Genomic DNA, 16,986 nt, shown 5'->3' with positions numbered 1-16,986 from the left:
GTCGCTAATTTAGGATGATTGCATTTACGTCATACAGCCTAGTTACACAAAGGCTTTAATTGTTTTTGGAGATGTCTAGTAGTAATTAATCCCAGTTAATGAGTAAATCGCCCCCTCACCCTTTCATCACAAAATCTAACAATCGGTGAGCCATTTCTAGCTTGCTGCAAGAGGCTATTTCTACTTGCTTCCCGGCGGCATTAATTAATACTGCTTGATTGGTATTGCTGCCGAAACCGGCACCTATTTGATCGATCGGGTTTGCGGCAATTACATCCAGTTTCTTCGATCGCAATTTCTCCAAAGCAGGCTTGACAATATCCCCAGTTTGTGCTGCAAAGCCGATTAATTTTTGGTGTGGCTGTTTCAATTTTCCTAACTCTGCCACAATATCCGCTACCGGTGCCAAAGGTAAACAATTGGGGAGCGATCGCTTGGGCAATTTCTCACTACTGTACTCAGCCGGCTTCACATCCGCTACCGCTGCTGCCATCACCGTCAAATCCGCATCGTGAAAGCATTGCAGCATCGCCTGCCGCATTTCTTCTGCACTGGCAACTGCGATCGCCCGCACACCTGAGAGCGGCAATTCGCCAGTTATACTGTGTACCAGCGTCACTGTCGCGCCGCGGTGCTGTGCAGCTTGCGCCAAAGCTATACCCATTTTGCCGCTGGAAGGATTGCCGATAAACCGCACCGGATCGAGGTGTTCCCGCGTTCCTCCCGCACTGATCAACACCCGAAGGCCCGCTAAATCTCGATCGCCCTTCGCATACAACAGCGATTCAATATGAGGCAAAATCTCACCAGGTTCTGCCATCCGGCCGACACCCGCGCGATCGCACGCCAGCATTCCCGCCCCCGGATTCGCAGCATGATAGCGCCGATAACTCAACACTTCACGCCAATTCCGCTGCACCGTCGGCTGTTCCCACATATCCGTATTCATCGCCGGTGCCAGCAAAATTGGGCAAGTAGAAGCTAAGACAGTATTAGTCAGCAAATTATCAGCAAAACCCCCTGCCAACTTAGCCAAAGTATTAGCTGTCAGCGGAGCAATTACAAAAACTTCCGCCCATTCTCCCAGTTGAATATGCAGGGGGCGCCCGTGACTTGCTTGCCAAAAATCTTTGTCAGTAAAAGCAGGATGGCGGCAGAGAGTAGCAAAAGTCAAAGGCGTTACAAACTCCCCAGCCGCATCAGTAAGAATAGCTTTAACTTCCGCTCCAGCTTTCGCTAAAGTGGAAACTACTTCGCAAACTTTGTAAGCCGCAATCCCGCCACTAACGCCGATTAAAATTCGTCTGCCCTTCATGATTTTTGGTAATACAGAAACCTTCGAGGTTATGAGAACTTGATGAATTCCTGAAACCATTGCGGAGAAGTGCCCGATCGCATCTCCTCATTCCTTCTTCCTTCTTCCTTCTTCCTTCTTCCTTCAGCCATAAAAAAGAATCAAGAAAGAAATTAAGATAAAAACAGGCTAAAATCCCTAATTCATCTGTTTAATCCGCAACAAAATATGCTGCTAACTTCTTCCTCAATTCCGTCGAAATTTTTGAGCTAGATTTTTCAGTCTATGCTTCGTCGTAGGCTTCCATATCCAGAAGGTGGAGATAAGGTTCAACTAGCTCCGGCCGCTGAAAAGCAAGCGATCGCAACAAATGCCAATCATTCAATCCCTCAAAAGGATCGGTATAATCGTCAACTTCCAAACGGACAGCCAATTCTGCCACGTCCTGAGAAGTAAGTACAGCTATATCGCGCGATGCTTTGGTTAAAGTTTTCATTTTTTTCCCCTGCCCGAGACTTCCGCCATACTATATACTAAACCTTTAATCAGATTTCGACACAGTTTCTACAACAAAACTTCGTATTACCTCTATAACTTCCGGCAGAATCTCGTGTCCCATGTTAAATTCTCGATACTGCACCGCAGCTCCCCAAGCCGTCAAACTCTCGCGCGATCGCACAGCAGCACTAACAGGCACAATGGTATCTTGAGTACCGTGCACGATTAAAACAGGTGGCAAAACACTCCCCGCAACTGGTGAAATCTGGTGTAAATAACCGCTCAGACAAATTAAACCAGCTAGGGGCAAAGTCAATCCCACATCTAGAGTCATCGCTCCGCCTTGAGAAAAGCCACTTAAAATCGTGCGAGACAAAGGCACGCCCGTGCTGCTTTCCAAAGACAGCAAAAATTCCCTCAGCAATTGCCGGCTTTCTACCAATCCCTGAGCCTCTTTGGTTTGAAGGTTATACCACGCTTTGCCGCTCGTTACCTGGGGATGGGGAAAGGGGGCATCGGGAAACACAAACTGATAATCCGGCAAATTGAAAAAGGGTGCTAAGGAAGTCAAATCCCGAGCATTAGCACCCCATCCATGTAAAGCGACCATCAAAGCGACAGGTTTGCGATCCGTTGTGGGCGGTATGCTAATAGATTGTAAAGACATCGTAGTTAATAATTGGTAATCTGGACTTGCTACAATTATAAATTGTCACGACGGGTAAAACCCCAGATATTTGTTTTCGGCAATATTCCACTGGAAATTAGCACGCGCTTGCCAATAACTATAACCGTTGACAGTTGACAGTTAACAGTTAACAGTTAACAGTAGACTGTTGAAAGTAGAGTACGAAATCCGAAACTTTCCCAAGTAAAGTGCAGATAGTTCACCTTTTCTAAATAGGAATTAGGGAGCATCTCATATTTGTAAAAACACTTCTTCTGGCTCCTTCCTTCTCCCTCCTTTATTCTGACTCTTTCCTCCTGGCTTCTGCCTCCAAACTCCAATTTCTAGCTTGGCTGCAAAAGTGATATCGTTTCCGGTTGCATCGGAATAATAAAATCGAGTCACCAGTTAACACTCAACCATTGAGTTTTTCCACCCCTCCTTCAACAGTCAACAGTCAACAGTCAACAGTCAACAATTACCTGACGCTGGAACCGGAATTGATATGAGATGCTCCCATCAAGACTCAGCTAAAAGCGAGATTTCTCCCGCTAATTCCAACTGGCACCTACCGCAGGGAAAACATTAGAAATAGATTGCTTAGACTGTTGCCGCACCGGCACCTCAATCCAGAATTCAGTTCCCTCTCCCGGAGCCGATACGCACCTGAGCGAACCTTGATGTTTGTCCACTATTTGATAGCAGATCGACAATCCCAGACCAGTACCTTTGCCTACAGGCTTGGTAGTAAAAAACGGATCAAACAAACGTTTTTTTACATTCTCCGTCATGCCCGTTCCATTGTCAGCAATTCGCACGCATACACAATTAGAACTTAAAAGTTCAGTGCGAATCCGAATAGTAGGTAAAAATGCAGAATTAGAGGCGTTGTTTTGGAGCCTTTTTGGATTGTCTGCATCAGATAAAACATCAATAGCATTACTCAAAACATTCATAAATACCTGATTCAATTGTCCCGCCCAGCACTCCACTAAGGGCAAATTTCCGTATTCTTTGATAATTTTAATGCCAGGAAAATCCGCTTTTGGTTTCAGCCGACTATCCAAAATCATCAAGGTGCTGTCAATGCCTTGGTGAATGTCAACCGACTTCATTTCAGCTTCATCCAAGCGCGAAAAATTCCGCAGAGAAAGCACGATCTGGCTGATCCTTTCAGCTCCCATATTCATAGATTTTAGGATTTTAGGCAAGTCTTCACTGATAAACTCCAAATCAATATCTTTTAGTTTCGCTTGCACTTCTGGCGTTGGGTTCGGATATTGCTGCTGGTATATTTCCACAAGTTCCAGCAAGTCTTGAGTATATGCGCCTGTATGGATAAGGTTGCCAGAGATGAAGTTGACAGGATTGTTAATTTCGTGGGCAACTCCAGCCACCAACTGCCCCAGGCTGGACATTTTTTCAGTTTGGATTAGTTTAAATTGAGCTTCCTGCAAATTTTTTAGTGCTGTTTCTAGTTCAGCGGTGCGCTGTTTTAGTTGAATTGTGCGATCGTACACTTGCTGTTCTACTTTTGAAGTACGTTCTAGAGACATCAACAGGTAAATCGTCAAGCTGCCAGTCATCAATAGCCCGATCGCGCCAATTGCCAGCGAACCCTGATGCGTCCTGATACTGTTGTACCCCTTCCCTGGCAAAACTAGCAGCATCCACTGGCGGTCTGCTACGTTAAATAAGCGAGTGCAAGCACTAGGATTTTGACAGATTTTTCCCCGGATATTAGTTAACTCTGGCTTTTCGTGTTTTGGGTTATCTATCAACTGCTTAGCTTGTGAGTCGTAGCGCACCAGAAAGCGTTCTTTCTCTATAGCAGAGTTGTCATAGAGGTAAAAATTAATCTTGTCTAAATTTAGCGATTTTAAAGAGGAATCGACCATACTCGTGATCTGAAACAGACCCGCAATAACTCCTATTAGGTTTTGGCGGCTGTTAACCGAGTTATCAGCAGAAGTTGTGTGGCGGGCTACTGGTAGAAATACTTGCAATCCTGGTTGATTGTTGCTGACTAATCTAATCCGCGCGGAAGCCGCTATTTTCCCGGTATTCGCCGACTTCTCTAAAGCTGCTTTGCGATCGGGGCTAGAGGCAACATCAAAACCGATCACTTTGTTATCTTCTTCTAATGCTTCTCTGTAAATAATGGGAAAGTATTCCGATCGCACTTTTGCTTTGACCTGCTTTTTGTCAGGAGTTCGCTCGTAAATTTGAAAGGCCGGAAAACCTTCGGCTCGAATTGTCCGTTCATAAGCTGCTTTTTGGGCAGCAGGCACGCGCCGAATCCAGTTAACAGAATGTATAGCAGTATTTCGGGCAAGTGCAGGTTGAGCGAATTGCTTAAAATCTTGTCGGCTAACTTCAGTAGACGCCCTGTAGAATCCTTCAAGTGAGTACAGAAATTCTAAATTTTTATTGATGCTTTGCTGCAATGCCACATTCAGGCGATCGGCTTGCTGATGAAATTCAGCTTGCATTCGTTGGTTTTCCGAATGCCACACAACGGCTGCGGCTGCCAATGACAAACTCGTACCGGTGCAAAGAGTCAGCGCTGCTGGAATGTAACGACGGTGCGACAGTAAACTTTCGGTCAGCGAATTAAACCAATTGCTCGCAACATTCATATTTCCACACCTTCTGCTAGCGGAGTGCAATTGTTTAAAGACTTGTGAAGTTCATTGATAGCACGATCGACAGCGCACAAACGAGATTGTCTAAAAACTTATGATCGCAGCAATAGAACTTACCTTGAGAAACCCAATTTCTACGAAAATATTGGTGTGGTAACGATAAATCTGGGGAGAAACCGGGTTTCTTAGGAATAGTGCATCCACGACTGAGGATTGCCACCAATTGTAACTAAGTTTGACACTCCCCCGACGCTCAGTACGGGGGATTCTAAGCCGATACTTCGGGACGGGTTGAAACACCGTCCCGAAGTGTCTTCTTAGCTGACCAGAGTTTAATCCTCTGGGGTGCTGTCAAAGGCACCCTACCAACTCCGCTTAGATTAAATCCAAGCATCGTCGCTACTTTTCTCAATATATTTCCTGCGCCATTGCAATCAGCATTAATGTACCAATTGAGGGCAGTTCTGTATAAACCGCGCTTCACTCGCTTTCCTGATGGCTTCCAGTTGTCGGGTTTTTCACCATATTGAGGAAGATAATCACCATCAACGAACGAAGTTTTGGAAGTGTACGACTCTTCTGTTTCTACGAATTGAATTTCATATTGTTCGCACAACTGGGCAATTCGCTCCTTGAGTCGGGCTGTAGGAACTTGCACCCACTTCTGATTGTTTTTGGAGCCAAGGTTGGATTCTTGTTTCTGACCCTGATTCCAACCAAAAACGATGGTTCCCATATTATTGTTTAGGCAGTGATTAATCACTATCCTTGCTGCCTTATTAACAGCATCTCGCATTTGACGGTTTCTACGTTCTGTTAGATGTGCCAACTTTTTAGACCAAAATCCTTGAGGCTTGCCATCTTTGAGCGTGGAAACTTTTTTGTTGTACCAACGATTCAATGACTTAATGTGTTTTCCATCAACAATGAAACTTGTTCCTGTGGTGGAAACACAAGTCAACCAGTTGTCCATGCCAGGGTCAACTCCCAAGGCATTATTAGGATTGAGCTTTGTTTCTACAACATCTAGTTTGTAGACAAACTCTGCCCAGAAGCATTGATTTCTGGGAAGTATCCGCAGTTCCCGAATCTCCTTGAAATTCAGGTTGTTGGGCATGGGAATAGTGAATGAGTCAATCCCAAACCATGTCTTGACTTTACTTCCTAGAGGAATCCTGATATTGCCATTTATCAGCTTTAAGGCTTGCTTAGGGTAGGTGACAACATTTAGCCCACCTTTCCGGTATTTCGGAGGTCTGGGTTGAGCCTCCAATTCCCCTTTTCTAAACAGCTTATTAAGAGCCTTAAAGGATTTGAAGGATTCAAATACGCTGTGGCAAGTTTGCTGCGCCGCCTGAGAATACATGGCTTGAAAGTGCCTATTCCTTTTCAACTCTTGGTCTAACTCTGCTTTTGTGGCATAGCGATGCGCCTTAAAGTATACTTGCCGTGCATAATACACGGCACAATTAAAAACCTTATTTGATTCACTACAAATATACTCAATTATTGCTTGAGTATCTCGATCTGTATGAATCAAAACTTGCTGACATCCGAACAATATAATCACATCCCTTGATATTAGTCATTGTACCATAATAAAAGACAAGAATGCGGGATAAATCCCGCTGTCTTTACGACTCGTTCGGTTTCATCCCCCGACGCTCAGTACGGCGGCTTTCACCATCGCTTTCCTGTAACGAAGCGAGTTAAAATCTGGGCGCTCCCCAAGTTACTTCCCCGGAAGAACCGGGGAAGGAGAAAAAGCCTTGATCTGGTGGGGCGGGTAATCAATACCCGCCCTACACAGCTAACTTAAATGTGGAACAGCTTACAAAACAGTCCCTATTTCCTTCAAATAAACCCGTGTAAACGGTTCATCATCCCCCAGAGTATACTGTTCGATCAATCCCTGGCGGCGAATAGAAATACTATTTCCTTCCCTCATCACAACAGTATCGTCATCAGTGCTTTCTCTGACCAACATCATCTCAGTTTCCCCTGGATTGTCCAGCACCACCATATTGCTGCCCCGATAAAACATTCCCTCAGCTTCCAAAATATCTTCGGGATATTCAGCAATTAACAAATCGAGCTTGGGATTCCGCAGCAAACTTTGCAAGTTGAGATGGTAATTCTTATTCAAAACTTTTTCAGAACGGTTAACAAAAAGTCCACCGCGACAAACAGCACCGATTGTCCAATCGGGATGCTGCAACAGAACATGATCGATGGTTTCTTGTAGGTCATGTACCGAAATTCTGTTGAAAGTAATAATTGGAATTCTGGCTGACTTTCCCGATTCAAAGAAAGTTTCGATAATATGCGAAGGCACATCAACTCCTTCGCCGACAGCGGGGTTGAGGTGCATGAAAATTCCCGGCGCGGCATTGATCTCGATAATCCCAAAATTGCCTGTTTTCCAAGATTTGGCGAGAGTTTCTGTTACCACATCAATGCCCAAACAAGTTAACCGAAAATGTAGGGCGATATCTTGAGCCAAAACAATGTTATCCGGGTGAATATTGCGGGTAGCGTCGATGCTGACGCCGCCTGCAGAAAGATTAGCAACTTTGCGTAGAGACACAGTGCGATCGCGACTTAGCACACTATCCAATGACAGCCCTTGTTCTTCCAGATACATTTCCATCGCTTCGTCGGACTGAATTTTGCTCATCGCCGAAGTTGGCGTATCCAAACGTTCTGGTTTGCGGTTTTCACGGCGGATCAATTCGCGAATTGTTGAGTCGCCATCACCTGTTACCGAAGCGGGCCGGCGTTCAGTTGCAGAAACAAATTTGCCGTCAACGCATAGCAGCCTAAAATCCGATCCTTTGATGCTGTTTTCCACAATTACTCGCACCGGGTCTGTTTCGGGAATGGCCTTAACTGCTCTTTTAAAAGCTGCCTGCAATTCCTCACCATCTCGGACATCTGCGGTTACGCCAATTCCTTTATGACCGACTACTGGTTTGATAGCAACTGGGTAGCCAATTTCTCTAGCAACTGCCAGAGCTCCGTTTTCTGTGGAGACGATATCGCCTTTGGGAACAGGAAATCCTAATGTAGCGAGAAAAGCTTTACAATCGTCTTTGCGCGTGGTAAAATCTGAGTCTAAGTGGCTATCACAATCAAAGGTAGTTGCAGAGCCGCGAACCAGTTTTTTGCCGTACCCATATTGCATTAGTCCTTCATCCCACAAATAAAATGCGGGAATGCCTTTTTGGGATGCCGATCGCATTAACGAATAAACTGTCGGGCCTCCGTAAACTGACTGCCGGAACATATTTTGCAGCGCGCCCATTTGTGCTTCCAAGGGAAAGTCTTGATTTTGATTGATGGCTTCAAACCAATCCCAAACTGCGTAAACTACTGCTCTGGCGGTGCGGGCGTGAAGTGCTTCTATGCTGATTCTGTTAAAATGAGAAAACGGCTTGATGTTCCAGTGTTGGAAGTGCAAACCCATGTCGAGTTTTGCTACTTCTGAGGCGGTACGACCGAACAGTTGGGCATGGTTAGAGAAATTTTCGTGCAGGAGTTGCGGGTAGCGATCGCTAATAATTTCGTGGTAATGTGCGATCGGCAAAGGTTCGCTCGCGCCCGTTACCGCTAAATCAAAAACTAAAGCCGCGGTGTCTAAATAAGGGTTGGGCCCGATATAGTGTTTGAAGTTAAAAACATCAAAAATATCGGTTTTTCGAGCATTGACGCGGGATATTTCAGTGGTTTTTTCTTGCAGCATTTTCTAACCTCCTTTGAGCTAATTTTATACCGTAACTTTATAGTCGCTGCATGGGATACTACCTGCGGGCATAGATATTCCAGCAGTGAGATAAATACTCCGACCAATTCTGCCTTCAGTATTGCCCGAAAGGGGGAGTGGGAGAGTGGGGGAGATGGTGAGAGTGGGAAAATATTCCTTCTTCCTTCAACATCTGACTAAGCATTGATGACTAAGCATTGATGACTAAGTATTGATAACTAAGCACTTATGACTAATTACTACTTCCTTCCCCCCTCCCGACAAAAGCTATAACTTTTGAGAGGTACACTCTGTACTTATAATTGTTTATGACAGTGAAAGAAAATTTAAGAGGCAGCAAATTATGAAAATCGCACAAACTGCTCTCAGGGAAAAAGTTCACCACTTAGCTGAGGAAGCCTTTCACCGGAAGCTAATTTCTGGCTACGGCGATGGTCAAAACAGCAACGAATATCAGATTGTCTGGAACGGCAAACCCAGGCACCTCCCTTTAGAACGGGCGAGTACCATATTGAGCAATTTGATCGAGCGATCGCACTAACGGGCGATCGGACTAATTGAGGACTTACGCTCATCAATCCGATTTCTACGAGCAATCAGAGGAGGATTAGCGAAGAATCGGATCAGAAACCGGATTGATCACCGCGCGCGCGTGGGCCCTGTAATTTAAGCTCATTTCTTGACCCCTCCTATCTCCTGTTAGGGGGGGTAAGTTTGTTTTCTCCATCATCGAGGATGAGTTAAATAGATAGTCCTAGACGCAGAAACCGGTATTTTTTACCAGTCGCGGACGCAAAAGCTCTCTCAAAAACGGGGGTTTCTCAGTTAAGGTTTTCCGCTCACACGCAGAATTTTCGTTCCTATTTCCGGTTTCTTTAATCTAGTGCCTCCAGGACTGTTTACAAAACCATCGTTACAGCCCTGCGCCAGAGTAAAAAAACACCAGAACGCTATAGCTGTATGCGCCCTGGAGGGGTAGAAGTCTGAGATGTTTTTGGTATCTAGATATACCTTTTGGCCGTTTTCGGAAAAAAGAAGTTTGTGTTTTAGTGAAATTATTAATAAATTAACAGTGGAGATAATATGGCGAGCAACGCAATTCAGGGGAAGTTGCTAATTATTGGTGGTGCCGAAGACAAAGAGGGGGACTGCAAAATTCTGCGGGAATTCTTGCGCTGCGCCGGAGGCACTAAAGCCCACATTGTTGTCATGACGGCTGCGACAAGCCTGCCGGGAGAAGTGGGAGATAATTACATCCGAGTGTTTGAGCGGCTTGGCGCTGAAGATGTGCGAGTTGTTGACACCCAGAGACCCGAAGAGGCCCGCAATCCAGAGTATTTAGAAGCGATCGAACAAGCGACAGGCATATTCTTTACCGGCGGAGATCAATCACGGATTATTAGCTGCTTGAAAGACACCAAACTCGACGCAGCAATGCACAAACGCTTCTCTGAAGGGATTATCATTGGGGGCACAAGTGCCGGCGCGGCCATGATGCCAGACATGATGATTATTGAAGGAGACTCGGAGACAAATCCCCGCGTTGATGTGGTAGCAATGGGCCCCGGAATGGGTTTCCTTCCAGGAGTTGTCATCGACCAGCATTTCGCCCAGCGAGGTCGTCTGGGACGCTTAGTTTCGGCACTCTTGCTGCAACCTGCCGTGTTGGGATTTGGTATTGACGAAAATACAGCTATTTTAGTCCACGGTGACGAGTTGGAAGTCATTGGCGAAAACGCTGTAACTGTCATCGACGAGTCGGAAAAACTCCACGACAATATAGATGGACTGTTGAAGGATGAGGCTTTAGCGATTTGCGGCGCCAAGTTGCACATCCTCCCCCACGGATACCGGTTTAACTTGAAAACTCGCCAGCCGGTGCTGCATAACGTAGCAACTACAGCACAGACAGAAAGGGCGATCGCCTAATTTACTTGCAACTGGCAAACCTCTTAAAATTATGTAAGGTGAGCACTACACACCTTATCCATTTTACCAAGTAGGATGCTTAAAAACCCAGTTTCTGTATCCAAAAATAATAAAAAGAAGAGGATTTTACCTCTTCTTTTATTGCTACGGTTTCGGTTTTTTTAAGCACTTTTCTGTTCGCCAAAACTCGACTGCTGCCCTTCTTCAGTCGATATTAAATTCCACCCTTGAGTTCTCAGCTTCTGAAATGTTGCCCATCCATTAGAACCGCCCGGTTCCCGGTAGTCGGCTACAGCCCACTGCGGAAAAGCTGTATAAGGCCGCCACGCCTGACGGGCATCGGTACGCAAGTGCAATATCTTTTCTCCATTGCCTCCGAGTCTGGGCAACCAACACATTTGTTTTAGCATTTTTAACACTCCAGAGTTTTACAGTAACGGTAATTCGCCAACATCCCACATTAAACTTTTAGAGCCTTAGATCCACTGCTCGGAATATCTAACGGGTAAGAGGGACGAATGAGATTTTCACCAATTACCAATTACTGAGGTAGCAGCAGTCGTTAAAGCTGATGAAAGGTTCTACAAAGTTTGCCAGTCACAAACTATAAAACAAGTGCTGCCAAGACATAAGCAAAAATAATCATTGCTATTCTCGGCTCAAACTTGGCTTAAAGTCAGGGGAAAAACCAGTAGAATAAAGGATTCATGTTTCTGGTTTCCCTTGCCTTATAATTACACGTCGATCCTCGCTCTTTCCGCATAAAATGACATCTTTCTACGGTATTACCCCTGTAGGCTAAAAAATGTTTCTTTAGTTACAAATGTTAAATGTTCACCACGATTTATTTAGTTATCAAAAGTTAAATTACTTTTCATACAATACTTCGGACAGTTTTGAATACCCAACCGTAGAATAAGGGTTTCAAGGCTCCAAGGCAAGTTCGCTACCAACGGAAAATCTAGGGTTTCAGACTACGAACTCAAAACAGTCTGGACTATTTTTCATAAATAGCACTTAATAATTTTTAGTTACTTTAACTACATTTTTGATTAAAATCAGGTTTTCGGGTGACTAGGGGCGCACCTTACTCGCTAGAGTTCGCACTACTAAATCCTCCGGGTGCGCCCCCAAGCACGTTACAACATAAGAGTTAGAGGTTTAACTCTTAAGAACGATGGCGGCAGATTTGCAAAATTGTAAAAATCAATACTAATCACACTTATAAGTTCTGCAAACAAGGTATTCATGGCCGCTGCAATTGAATTCAAACTCTTCGCTCCGAACAACAAAGCAGCTACACTGCTCGGCTCCTTTTCCAAATGGGCAGAAATTCCCTTAGAAAAAGATGATAAAGGTTATTTCCGCACTAACATTAAGTTAGAAGACGGTATTTATCAATACAAATTTCGAGTTCAGTCGCAAAGTCCATGTTTTGAACCGGACGAATGGGTAGAAGTCAATGACCCCTACGCGACTGAAATTGACCGCACTACTGATACAAGTACAGTTCGTATCAAAGCCGGGGAACGAATTATTGATACCTATGTTTGGCAGCACGACGACAAAAAGCTCCCCAATAATGAAGAATTAGTCGTTTACGAAATGCACGTTGCTGATTTTTCCGGGTCGGATGGTTCCGACAGTCGCGGTAAATTCCAGGATGTGAGGGAGAAATTAAATTATCTGTGCGATTTGGGAATAAATGCGATCGAACTAATGCCAGTTAATGAATATCCGGGCGATTATAGCTGGGGCTACAAAGTCCGTGATTTCTTTGCTGTAGAGTCCAGCTACGGTGAAACGGCAGATTTGAAGCAATTGATTGATGAGTGCCACGGACAGGGCATTCGGGTGATTCTGGACGGGATTTACAACCACTGCGATGAAGAATGTCCCTTATTGCTAATCGATCGCAATTATTGGTACTACCGCGACAAACACTATCCCGAAGATCCCGCTAACTACTGGGGCCCGGAGTTTAACTACGAAAACTTCGACCCCAAACTCGGCATTCGTCCTGCTTGGAAATTCATCGGCGATGTCGTTAATTTCTGGATTCAAGAATATCATATCGACGGCATTCGCTACGATGCTGTGCGGCAGTTGGACAATCGAGATTTCCTACACTGGATAACTCGTGAAGCGAAAAAAACTGCAGGCGACAAGCCATTTTACAACATAGCAGAACACATTCCCGAACTTCCCGAACTCGTGGCTGCGGACGGGCCGATGGACGGGTGCTGGCACGAAAGTTTTCGCATTTTTGCCATAGAAAATCTCGCGGGGGATACTTTCGATATCGAAAAGCTCAAGCAAGTTCTAGAACCCAAACAACAAGGCTATCAAAAGGCAACTAATGTTATCAATTATTTAGCCAGTCACGACCGTGACCACTTGCTGGCGGAAGAAAGCTTTCGGACTCTAGACCCAGAAGCGGCTTTTAAACGCGCTAAATTGGCAGCGGTTTTGTTAGTGACAGCAGTAGGAATACCGATGCTGTGGATGGGCGAAGAGTTGGGGCAATCTACTCGGCAAACTCCCAACCAGCCGAATAAACTGCAATGGTCTTTGTTGAAAAATCAGCCAAATCATGAGTTGTTGGAATACTACAAACACGTGATTCGGCTGCGGCAACGTTTGCCGGCACTTTATACCGAAAATATTGAATTCATCCACGAAAATCCCGAAGCCAAAGTGCTGGCTTATTACCGCTGGAGCGATGAGGGAACGCGAGCAGTAGTTGTCGCTAATTTTTCGGATACTTATCTATCTGGTAACAGCATTCCTAAGTTTCCGGCTGGGGGAACTTGGCACGAGTGGATGTCTAACAAAATAGTAGAAGTTGGGGAAGAAGGGTTTAAGTTTGATTTGCCGGAATGGTCAGCGCAAGTATTTGTTTGAGAGCGGGAGAATTATGTCTCCAGGCAGATGAGCGGCCCAGTTGTACAACAGTAAATTGTATTTAGGATGGTCGCACCAAGCTCAACAAAGCGGGTTTTTATACCTAGGTGGATGGCTGTAAGGATACTTTTTTGTAAAAAACTCGGTTTCTGCATCCAAAAGTGCGATCGTAATTCCTGGTATTGAGAATAACAATTACAGGGCGATTTGCCAACCGTGAATTAACACGTCAATTAACACGTCAATTAACACAAACTTTGTCGGAGGACAAACTCTATGGGCTGGTTAAAAAGATTGTTTGGTTTAGAAAAACTAGAAAATCAAGAAACTGTTGACGCTCCTGCTTACCAAGCACCTGTTGCTCAAGCTCAAGCTCAAGCTCAACCTGCTGCGAGCGCTCAGACAATCCCGCCGGAACGCATGGGATTGAACGGAGAATACGATCAAAGCGGTTTAGCTAAACGGGTGGCTCAGGCTTTCGATGCAAATCCAGATGTTGCGGATATTGAGACTGTTTATGTGGCTCAACTTGGCACTACGGTGGTTCTCAAAGGTACAGTTCCCAGTCAGGAAATTGTCAACAAGTTGGTGACAATTGCTAAAGGTGTGAAGGGTGCAACTGGGGTAGAAACTAATGAAGTTACTGTCGGCTAACGCGACGGTTATTTCTAATAGTTAGCAGTTAGGAGTTAACAGTTAACTTAACTGCTAACTGTTAACTCCTAACAGTCTTTTTTTATCTTTCATGGTTTCAATAAAATATATGACAGGGGAAACCTTAGAACCTACTCGGGGTAAATTAGAACGGACTCTTTCGCAGGGAATTCAAGCTTTGTACCGCTCTCAACTCGGACACCCAACGAGTCAGGCGCTCTGCAATCTTTTGGATAACAAATTGATAATTGTTGTCGAAAATGGGCTTACTCAACCGGAAAAACTGCTGGCTCAGAACGGTCAGCAAGATTTGGCGTTGCAGGTGCGAACACAATTAGAATCACTTCTGGAATTGCCACTGAAAGAATTAATCCAAAAGGTGTTGGGCGTGGGAGTCACTGATTTGCTCCGCGATGCGACCTTGGAGACAGGCCGCACTGGAACGATCGCAATTTTGGACTCTGCACCTCAATTTCGTGATTCTAATTATAAATCTAAAACTCAACCAAAACCATTGGAGAGTTGATGTGCTGGCGGATAACTGTTTCTAAATCTTTGATGTTAAAAGGTTTAGAAAGGTATTCCACGCAGCCTGCTTGGAGAATTCGAGCGCGGTCTTCTGGTTTTGCTAGTGCTGTGACAGCAACAATCGGAATATGTCTGATCTCGGGGTTTTGTTGGGCGCGCTTTACTACTTCCATACCGTCTATATCCGGCAGGCAAATGTCGAGTACGATTAGGTCGGGCTGTCGATCGACTGCTGCTGAAAGAGCCGCGTACCCGTCAACTGCTCCCACGCAGTCGCAGCCGAATAAATCGAGTATTTGTGTCAGCAGCTCTAAGTTGTCCGGATTGTCGTCTACAGCCAAAATTACAGGACGCTTGTCAACCGGGGGTTGACCGCTACTGAGAGACGAGGATTCCAATTCATTGCTCCAGTTAGGGTAGTTCATAAATGCCGATCGAAACGCTCAAAAAATTTGTTACCGAGGCATTCTTCAAGTGGCGCTGCGGCACTTGACACAGATTGGCTCGTATTTCTAGCTCTCCCATGACCAGTTTTTGGTCTAAGCCGATACAATATCGCTACAAGCTGCAGGCAAAATGACGGCAGTTGATTGACCCCATAGCATCTGCTTAATTCTACATCTCCCAGCGCCAATTACCAAGGCTCAGCCCCTCTGGGTGCCTCAGCCTTGGTAAAAATACGCAATAAAGACGAAAACTCTTACCAATAAAACATCCTCGCTTAATAGCATTGAATAGTGGCGACAGCTTTTTAGGATATTAACCACATTAGACATGGGTTCCCCTACAAGGATCTACCTAAAGGAAGATTCTAATCGACACTTAATTTTAATAACTTCCACCTGCTGAGAGATACTTGATTACTCTACTTTATACTTCAATGTTTTTAAGTAGTAATCATCACAATTTAAGCTAGTAAAAAAAATCAGTTTTTACTTAAGCTTTACCGGATATTAACCTAGGAGGTTTTAATGACAATTCCAATCAGAGACGACCTGACTTACATTTTGCTGAAAAAGATTGGCAGCGGCAACGGCAGGGGAGAGTGGGAAATTAGGAACGCAGCCGAAGAATATGTCGGTCACCCGGTGGCCGAAGCGGACTTGCTCGGTCATTTGGACTACCTCAACCAAAGAGAATTTATCAAAGCTCAGTTTAGTGGCGAGCCTTATGGAGGAGCTGAGTTAGTGCCGCCTTTAGTGGCATTTCAAGAAGCTGACTTAACAGACAAAGGCCGCAAACTGTTACACAAAATGGAGACGAATCCTCCGACATCGCTCCACCAGGAAGGATCGGCAGTTCCTATCGCTTCAAAGGATATGCCGTTTTTGGAAAAAGTGATGGTAAAAGGTCACTTGGAGGATATTTTTGATGCCCGCGACATTACCGAAGTAGTGTACCGGGTCATGCGTGATGTGATGACAAAAGACGCCATCGAGCACGTGGAATCTGAATTGCACAAAGAAGTCTTGCCTACGGATGACAAAACCCTGCAACAAGAAATAGCAGACCTCTGGAAAGATACCAATCCGCTGGTGGGATTGCTCAGCCGGATACGTCAGCCTTTGACCGGCCCGCCTGCACCTGCGGGGATCGATGGCAATTTGTTTGCACGGAGGGTGGAACTAGAAGGCGCACTTCCTTCGGGAGTAAAACCGGAAACTGCGATCGCGGCTGTATTTTCGGCAACGAAGGATGAGCTGTCGCAGGAGCGAATTCAGGAAATAGCTGGCTTTTTGCCCGACCGAATTCGGGGCCTTTGGGAGTCGGCTTAACGAGACCTTTTAAGGTATAAATACTTACCAGCCGGGTTGACCAACCAGTATTATCCCTCATAAGGGCAGAATACTGGTTGGTCAACCCGGTTTCTCTATACCTTTTGTGTTGTAGCTCTGCAATTGCTTTTTAGTGAGGAGGAAAGTCCGATCAAAGTCGATCGGACTTTCGTCCTCACTAATTGTCAGATCGCTCTTTCCTTGCCTTGTAAGTGCTGTGAAAAAATCGGTTTATCACCGAAATTTGTCGAAAAAGCGGAAATATCCCCATAAACCGAGTTTCGCGCTCTTGCTTTGGGTCAAGCCCCTAGACGGAGCGAAAATATTGT

The 16,986-nt window shown here is 45.1% G+C and carries 14 protein-coding genes; 6 read left to right on the top strand and 8 right to left on the bottom strand.

Annotation, left to right across the window (positions count from 1 at the left end):
* Window positions 1–115: 115 nt before the first annotated feature.
* The 6 genes from coaBC to QUB37_RS07785 all read right to left on the bottom strand — a co-directional run bounded on the left by coaBC (window position 116) and on the right by QUB37_RS07785 (window position 8,846).
* Complete coding sequence (coaBC, locus tag QUB37_RS07810; protein ID WP_333160667.1) at window positions 116–1,315, bottom strand: bifunctional phosphopantothenoylcysteine decarboxylase/phosphopantothenate--cysteine ligase CoaBC; 1,200 nt, start codon at window positions 1,313–1,315, stop codon at window positions 116–118.
* Between the two features lie 262 nt (window positions 1,316–1,577).
* On the bottom strand, window positions 1,578–1,790 hold the full coding sequence (gene isiD, locus QUB37_RS07805) for a protein IsiD (RefSeq protein ID WP_006632739.1): 213 nt from the start codon (window positions 1,788–1,790) through the stop codon (window positions 1,578–1,580).
* Between the two features lie 45 nt (window positions 1,791–1,835).
* Entirely contained in the window at window positions 1,836–2,459 is a 624-nt protein-coding gene (locus QUB37_RS07800; RefSeq protein WP_333160664.1) for an alpha/beta hydrolase, read from the bottom strand.
* Window positions 2,460–3,010: 551 nt separating this feature from the next.
* Complete coding sequence (locus tag QUB37_RS07795) at window positions 3,011–5,098, bottom strand: CHASE domain-containing protein (protein ID WP_333160662.1); 2,088 nt, start codon at window positions 5,096–5,098, stop codon at window positions 3,011–3,013.
* Window positions 5,099–5,372: 274 nt separating this feature from the next.
* Window positions 5,373–6,674: a transposase gene (locus QUB37_RS07790; protein WP_333160660.1), complete on the bottom strand. Its 1,302-nt coding sequence runs from the start codon at window positions 6,672–6,674 to the stop codon at window positions 5,373–5,375.
* 261 nt (window positions 6,675–6,935) lie between these two features.
* A complete protein-coding gene (locus tag QUB37_RS07785; protein ID WP_333160658.1) occupies window positions 6,936–8,846 on the bottom strand; it encodes an ATP-binding protein in 1,911 nt (636 codons plus the stop codon).
* 364 nt (window positions 8,847–9,210) lie between these two features.
* Here QUB37_RS07785 and QUB37_RS07780 point away from each other — a divergent pair, with 364 nt between their 5' ends.
* Both QUB37_RS07780 and QUB37_RS07775 read left to right on the top strand, forming a co-directional pair.
* Window positions 9,211–9,408 carry a hypothetical protein gene (locus QUB37_RS07780; RefSeq protein WP_015175364.1) on the top strand — a complete coding sequence of 66 codons (198 nt, stop codon included), beginning with the start codon at window positions 9,211–9,213 and terminating at the stop codon, window positions 9,406–9,408.
* A gap of 542 nt (window positions 9,409–9,950) precedes the next feature.
* Window positions 9,951–10,796: a cyanophycinase gene (locus tag QUB37_RS07775; RefSeq protein ID WP_333160656.1), complete on the top strand. Its 846-nt coding sequence runs from the start codon at window positions 9,951–9,953 to the stop codon at window positions 10,794–10,796.
* Between the two features lie 161 nt (window positions 10,797–10,957).
* Here QUB37_RS07775 and QUB37_RS07770 read toward each other — a convergent pair whose 3' ends face one another.
* Complete coding sequence (locus QUB37_RS07770; RefSeq protein WP_333160654.1) at window positions 10,958–11,206, bottom strand: hypothetical protein; 249 nt, start codon at window positions 11,204–11,206, stop codon at window positions 10,958–10,960.
* 838 nt (window positions 11,207–12,044) lie between these two features.
* Here QUB37_RS07770 and QUB37_RS07765 point away from each other — a divergent pair.
* From QUB37_RS07765 to QUB37_RS07755, 3 genes are all read left to right on the top strand, one after another.
* Entirely contained in the window at window positions 12,045–13,700 is a 1,656-nt protein-coding gene (locus QUB37_RS07765) for an alpha-amylase family glycosyl hydrolase (RefSeq protein ID WP_333160651.1), read from the top strand.
* 276 nt (window positions 13,701–13,976) lie between these two features.
* On the top strand, window positions 13,977–14,354 hold the full coding sequence (locus QUB37_RS07760; RefSeq protein WP_333160649.1) for a BON domain-containing protein: 378 nt from the start codon (window positions 13,977–13,979) through the stop codon (window positions 14,352–14,354).
* Between the two features lie 109 nt (window positions 14,355–14,463).
* The gene (locus QUB37_RS07755; RefSeq protein ID WP_333160647.1) at window positions 14,464–14,880 is read left to right on the top strand and encodes a DUF2294 domain-containing protein; all 417 of its coding nucleotides are present in this window, start codon (window positions 14,464–14,466) and stop codon (window positions 14,878–14,880) included.
* Here QUB37_RS07755 and QUB37_RS07750 read toward each other — a convergent pair.
* Entirely contained in the window at window positions 14,849–15,307 is a 459-nt protein-coding gene (locus tag QUB37_RS07750) for a response regulator (protein WP_333160645.1), read from the bottom strand. The two genes, QUB37_RS07755 and QUB37_RS07750, sit on opposite strands and share 32 nt — an antisense overlap.
* 546 nt (window positions 15,308–15,853) lie before the next feature.
* Here QUB37_RS07750 and QUB37_RS07745 point away from each other — a divergent pair.
* The gene (locus QUB37_RS07745; RefSeq protein ID WP_333160643.1) at window positions 15,854–16,657 is read left to right on the top strand and encodes a DUF2267 domain-containing protein; all 804 of its coding nucleotides are present in this window, start codon (window positions 15,854–15,856) and stop codon (window positions 16,655–16,657) included.
* Window positions 16,658–16,986 lie beyond the last annotated feature (329 nt).

It is taken from the genome of Microcoleus sp. AT3-A2, from assembly GCF_036705685.1.
In the GTDB taxonomy this organism is placed as follows: Bacteria; Cyanobacteriota; Cyanobacteriia; order Cyanobacteriales; family Microcoleaceae; genus Microcoleus.
Note: the sequence above shows the minus strand (reverse complement) of the source record. Positions and strands in the feature narration are given on the sequence as shown.

Excerpts from the sequence above, each read along its gene's own strand:
- coaBC (WP_333160667.1), bottom strand. The coding sequence starts at position 1,315 with ATGAAGGGCAGACGAATTTTAATCGGCGTTAGTGGCGGGATTGCGGCT.
- isiD (WP_006632739.1), bottom strand. The coding sequence starts at position 1,790 with ATGAAAACTTTAACCAAAGCATCGCGCGATATAGCTGTACTTACTTCT.
- QUB37_RS07800 (WP_333160664.1), bottom strand. The coding sequence starts at position 2,459 with ATGTCTTTACAATCTATTAGCATACCGCCCACAACGGATCGCAAACCT.
- QUB37_RS07795 (WP_333160662.1), bottom strand. The coding sequence starts at position 5,098 with ATGAATGTTGCGAGCAATTGGTTTAATTCGCTGACCGAAAGTTTACTG.
- QUB37_RS07785 (WP_333160658.1), bottom strand. The coding sequence starts at position 8,846 with ATGCTGCAAGAAAAAACCACTGAAATATCCCGCGTCAATGCTCGAAAA.
- QUB37_RS07780 (WP_015175364.1), top strand. The coding sequence starts at position 9,211 with ATGAAAATCGCACAAACTGCTCTCAGGGAAAAAGTTCACCACTTAGCT.
- QUB37_RS07775 (WP_333160656.1), top strand. The coding sequence starts at position 9,951 with ATGGCGAGCAACGCAATTCAGGGGAAGTTGCTAATTATTGGTGGTGCC.
- QUB37_RS07770 (WP_333160654.1), bottom strand. The coding sequence starts at position 11,206 with ATGCTAAAACAAATGTGTTGGTTGCCCAGACTCGGAGGCAATGGAGAA.
- QUB37_RS07765 (WP_333160651.1), top strand. The coding sequence starts at position 12,045 with ATGGCCGCTGCAATTGAATTCAAACTCTTCGCTCCGAACAACAAAGCA.
- QUB37_RS07760 (WP_333160649.1), top strand. The coding sequence starts at position 13,977 with ATGGGCTGGTTAAAAAGATTGTTTGGTTTAGAAAAACTAGAAAATCAA.
- QUB37_RS07755 (WP_333160647.1), top strand. The coding sequence starts at position 14,464 with ATGACAGGGGAAACCTTAGAACCTACTCGGGGTAAATTAGAACGGACT.
- QUB37_RS07750 (WP_333160645.1), bottom strand. The coding sequence starts at position 15,307 with ATGAACTACCCTAACTGGAGCAATGAATTGGAATCCTCGTCTCTCAGT.
- QUB37_RS07745 (WP_333160643.1), top strand. The coding sequence starts at position 15,854 with ATGACAATTCCAATCAGAGACGACCTGACTTACATTTTGCTGAAAAAG.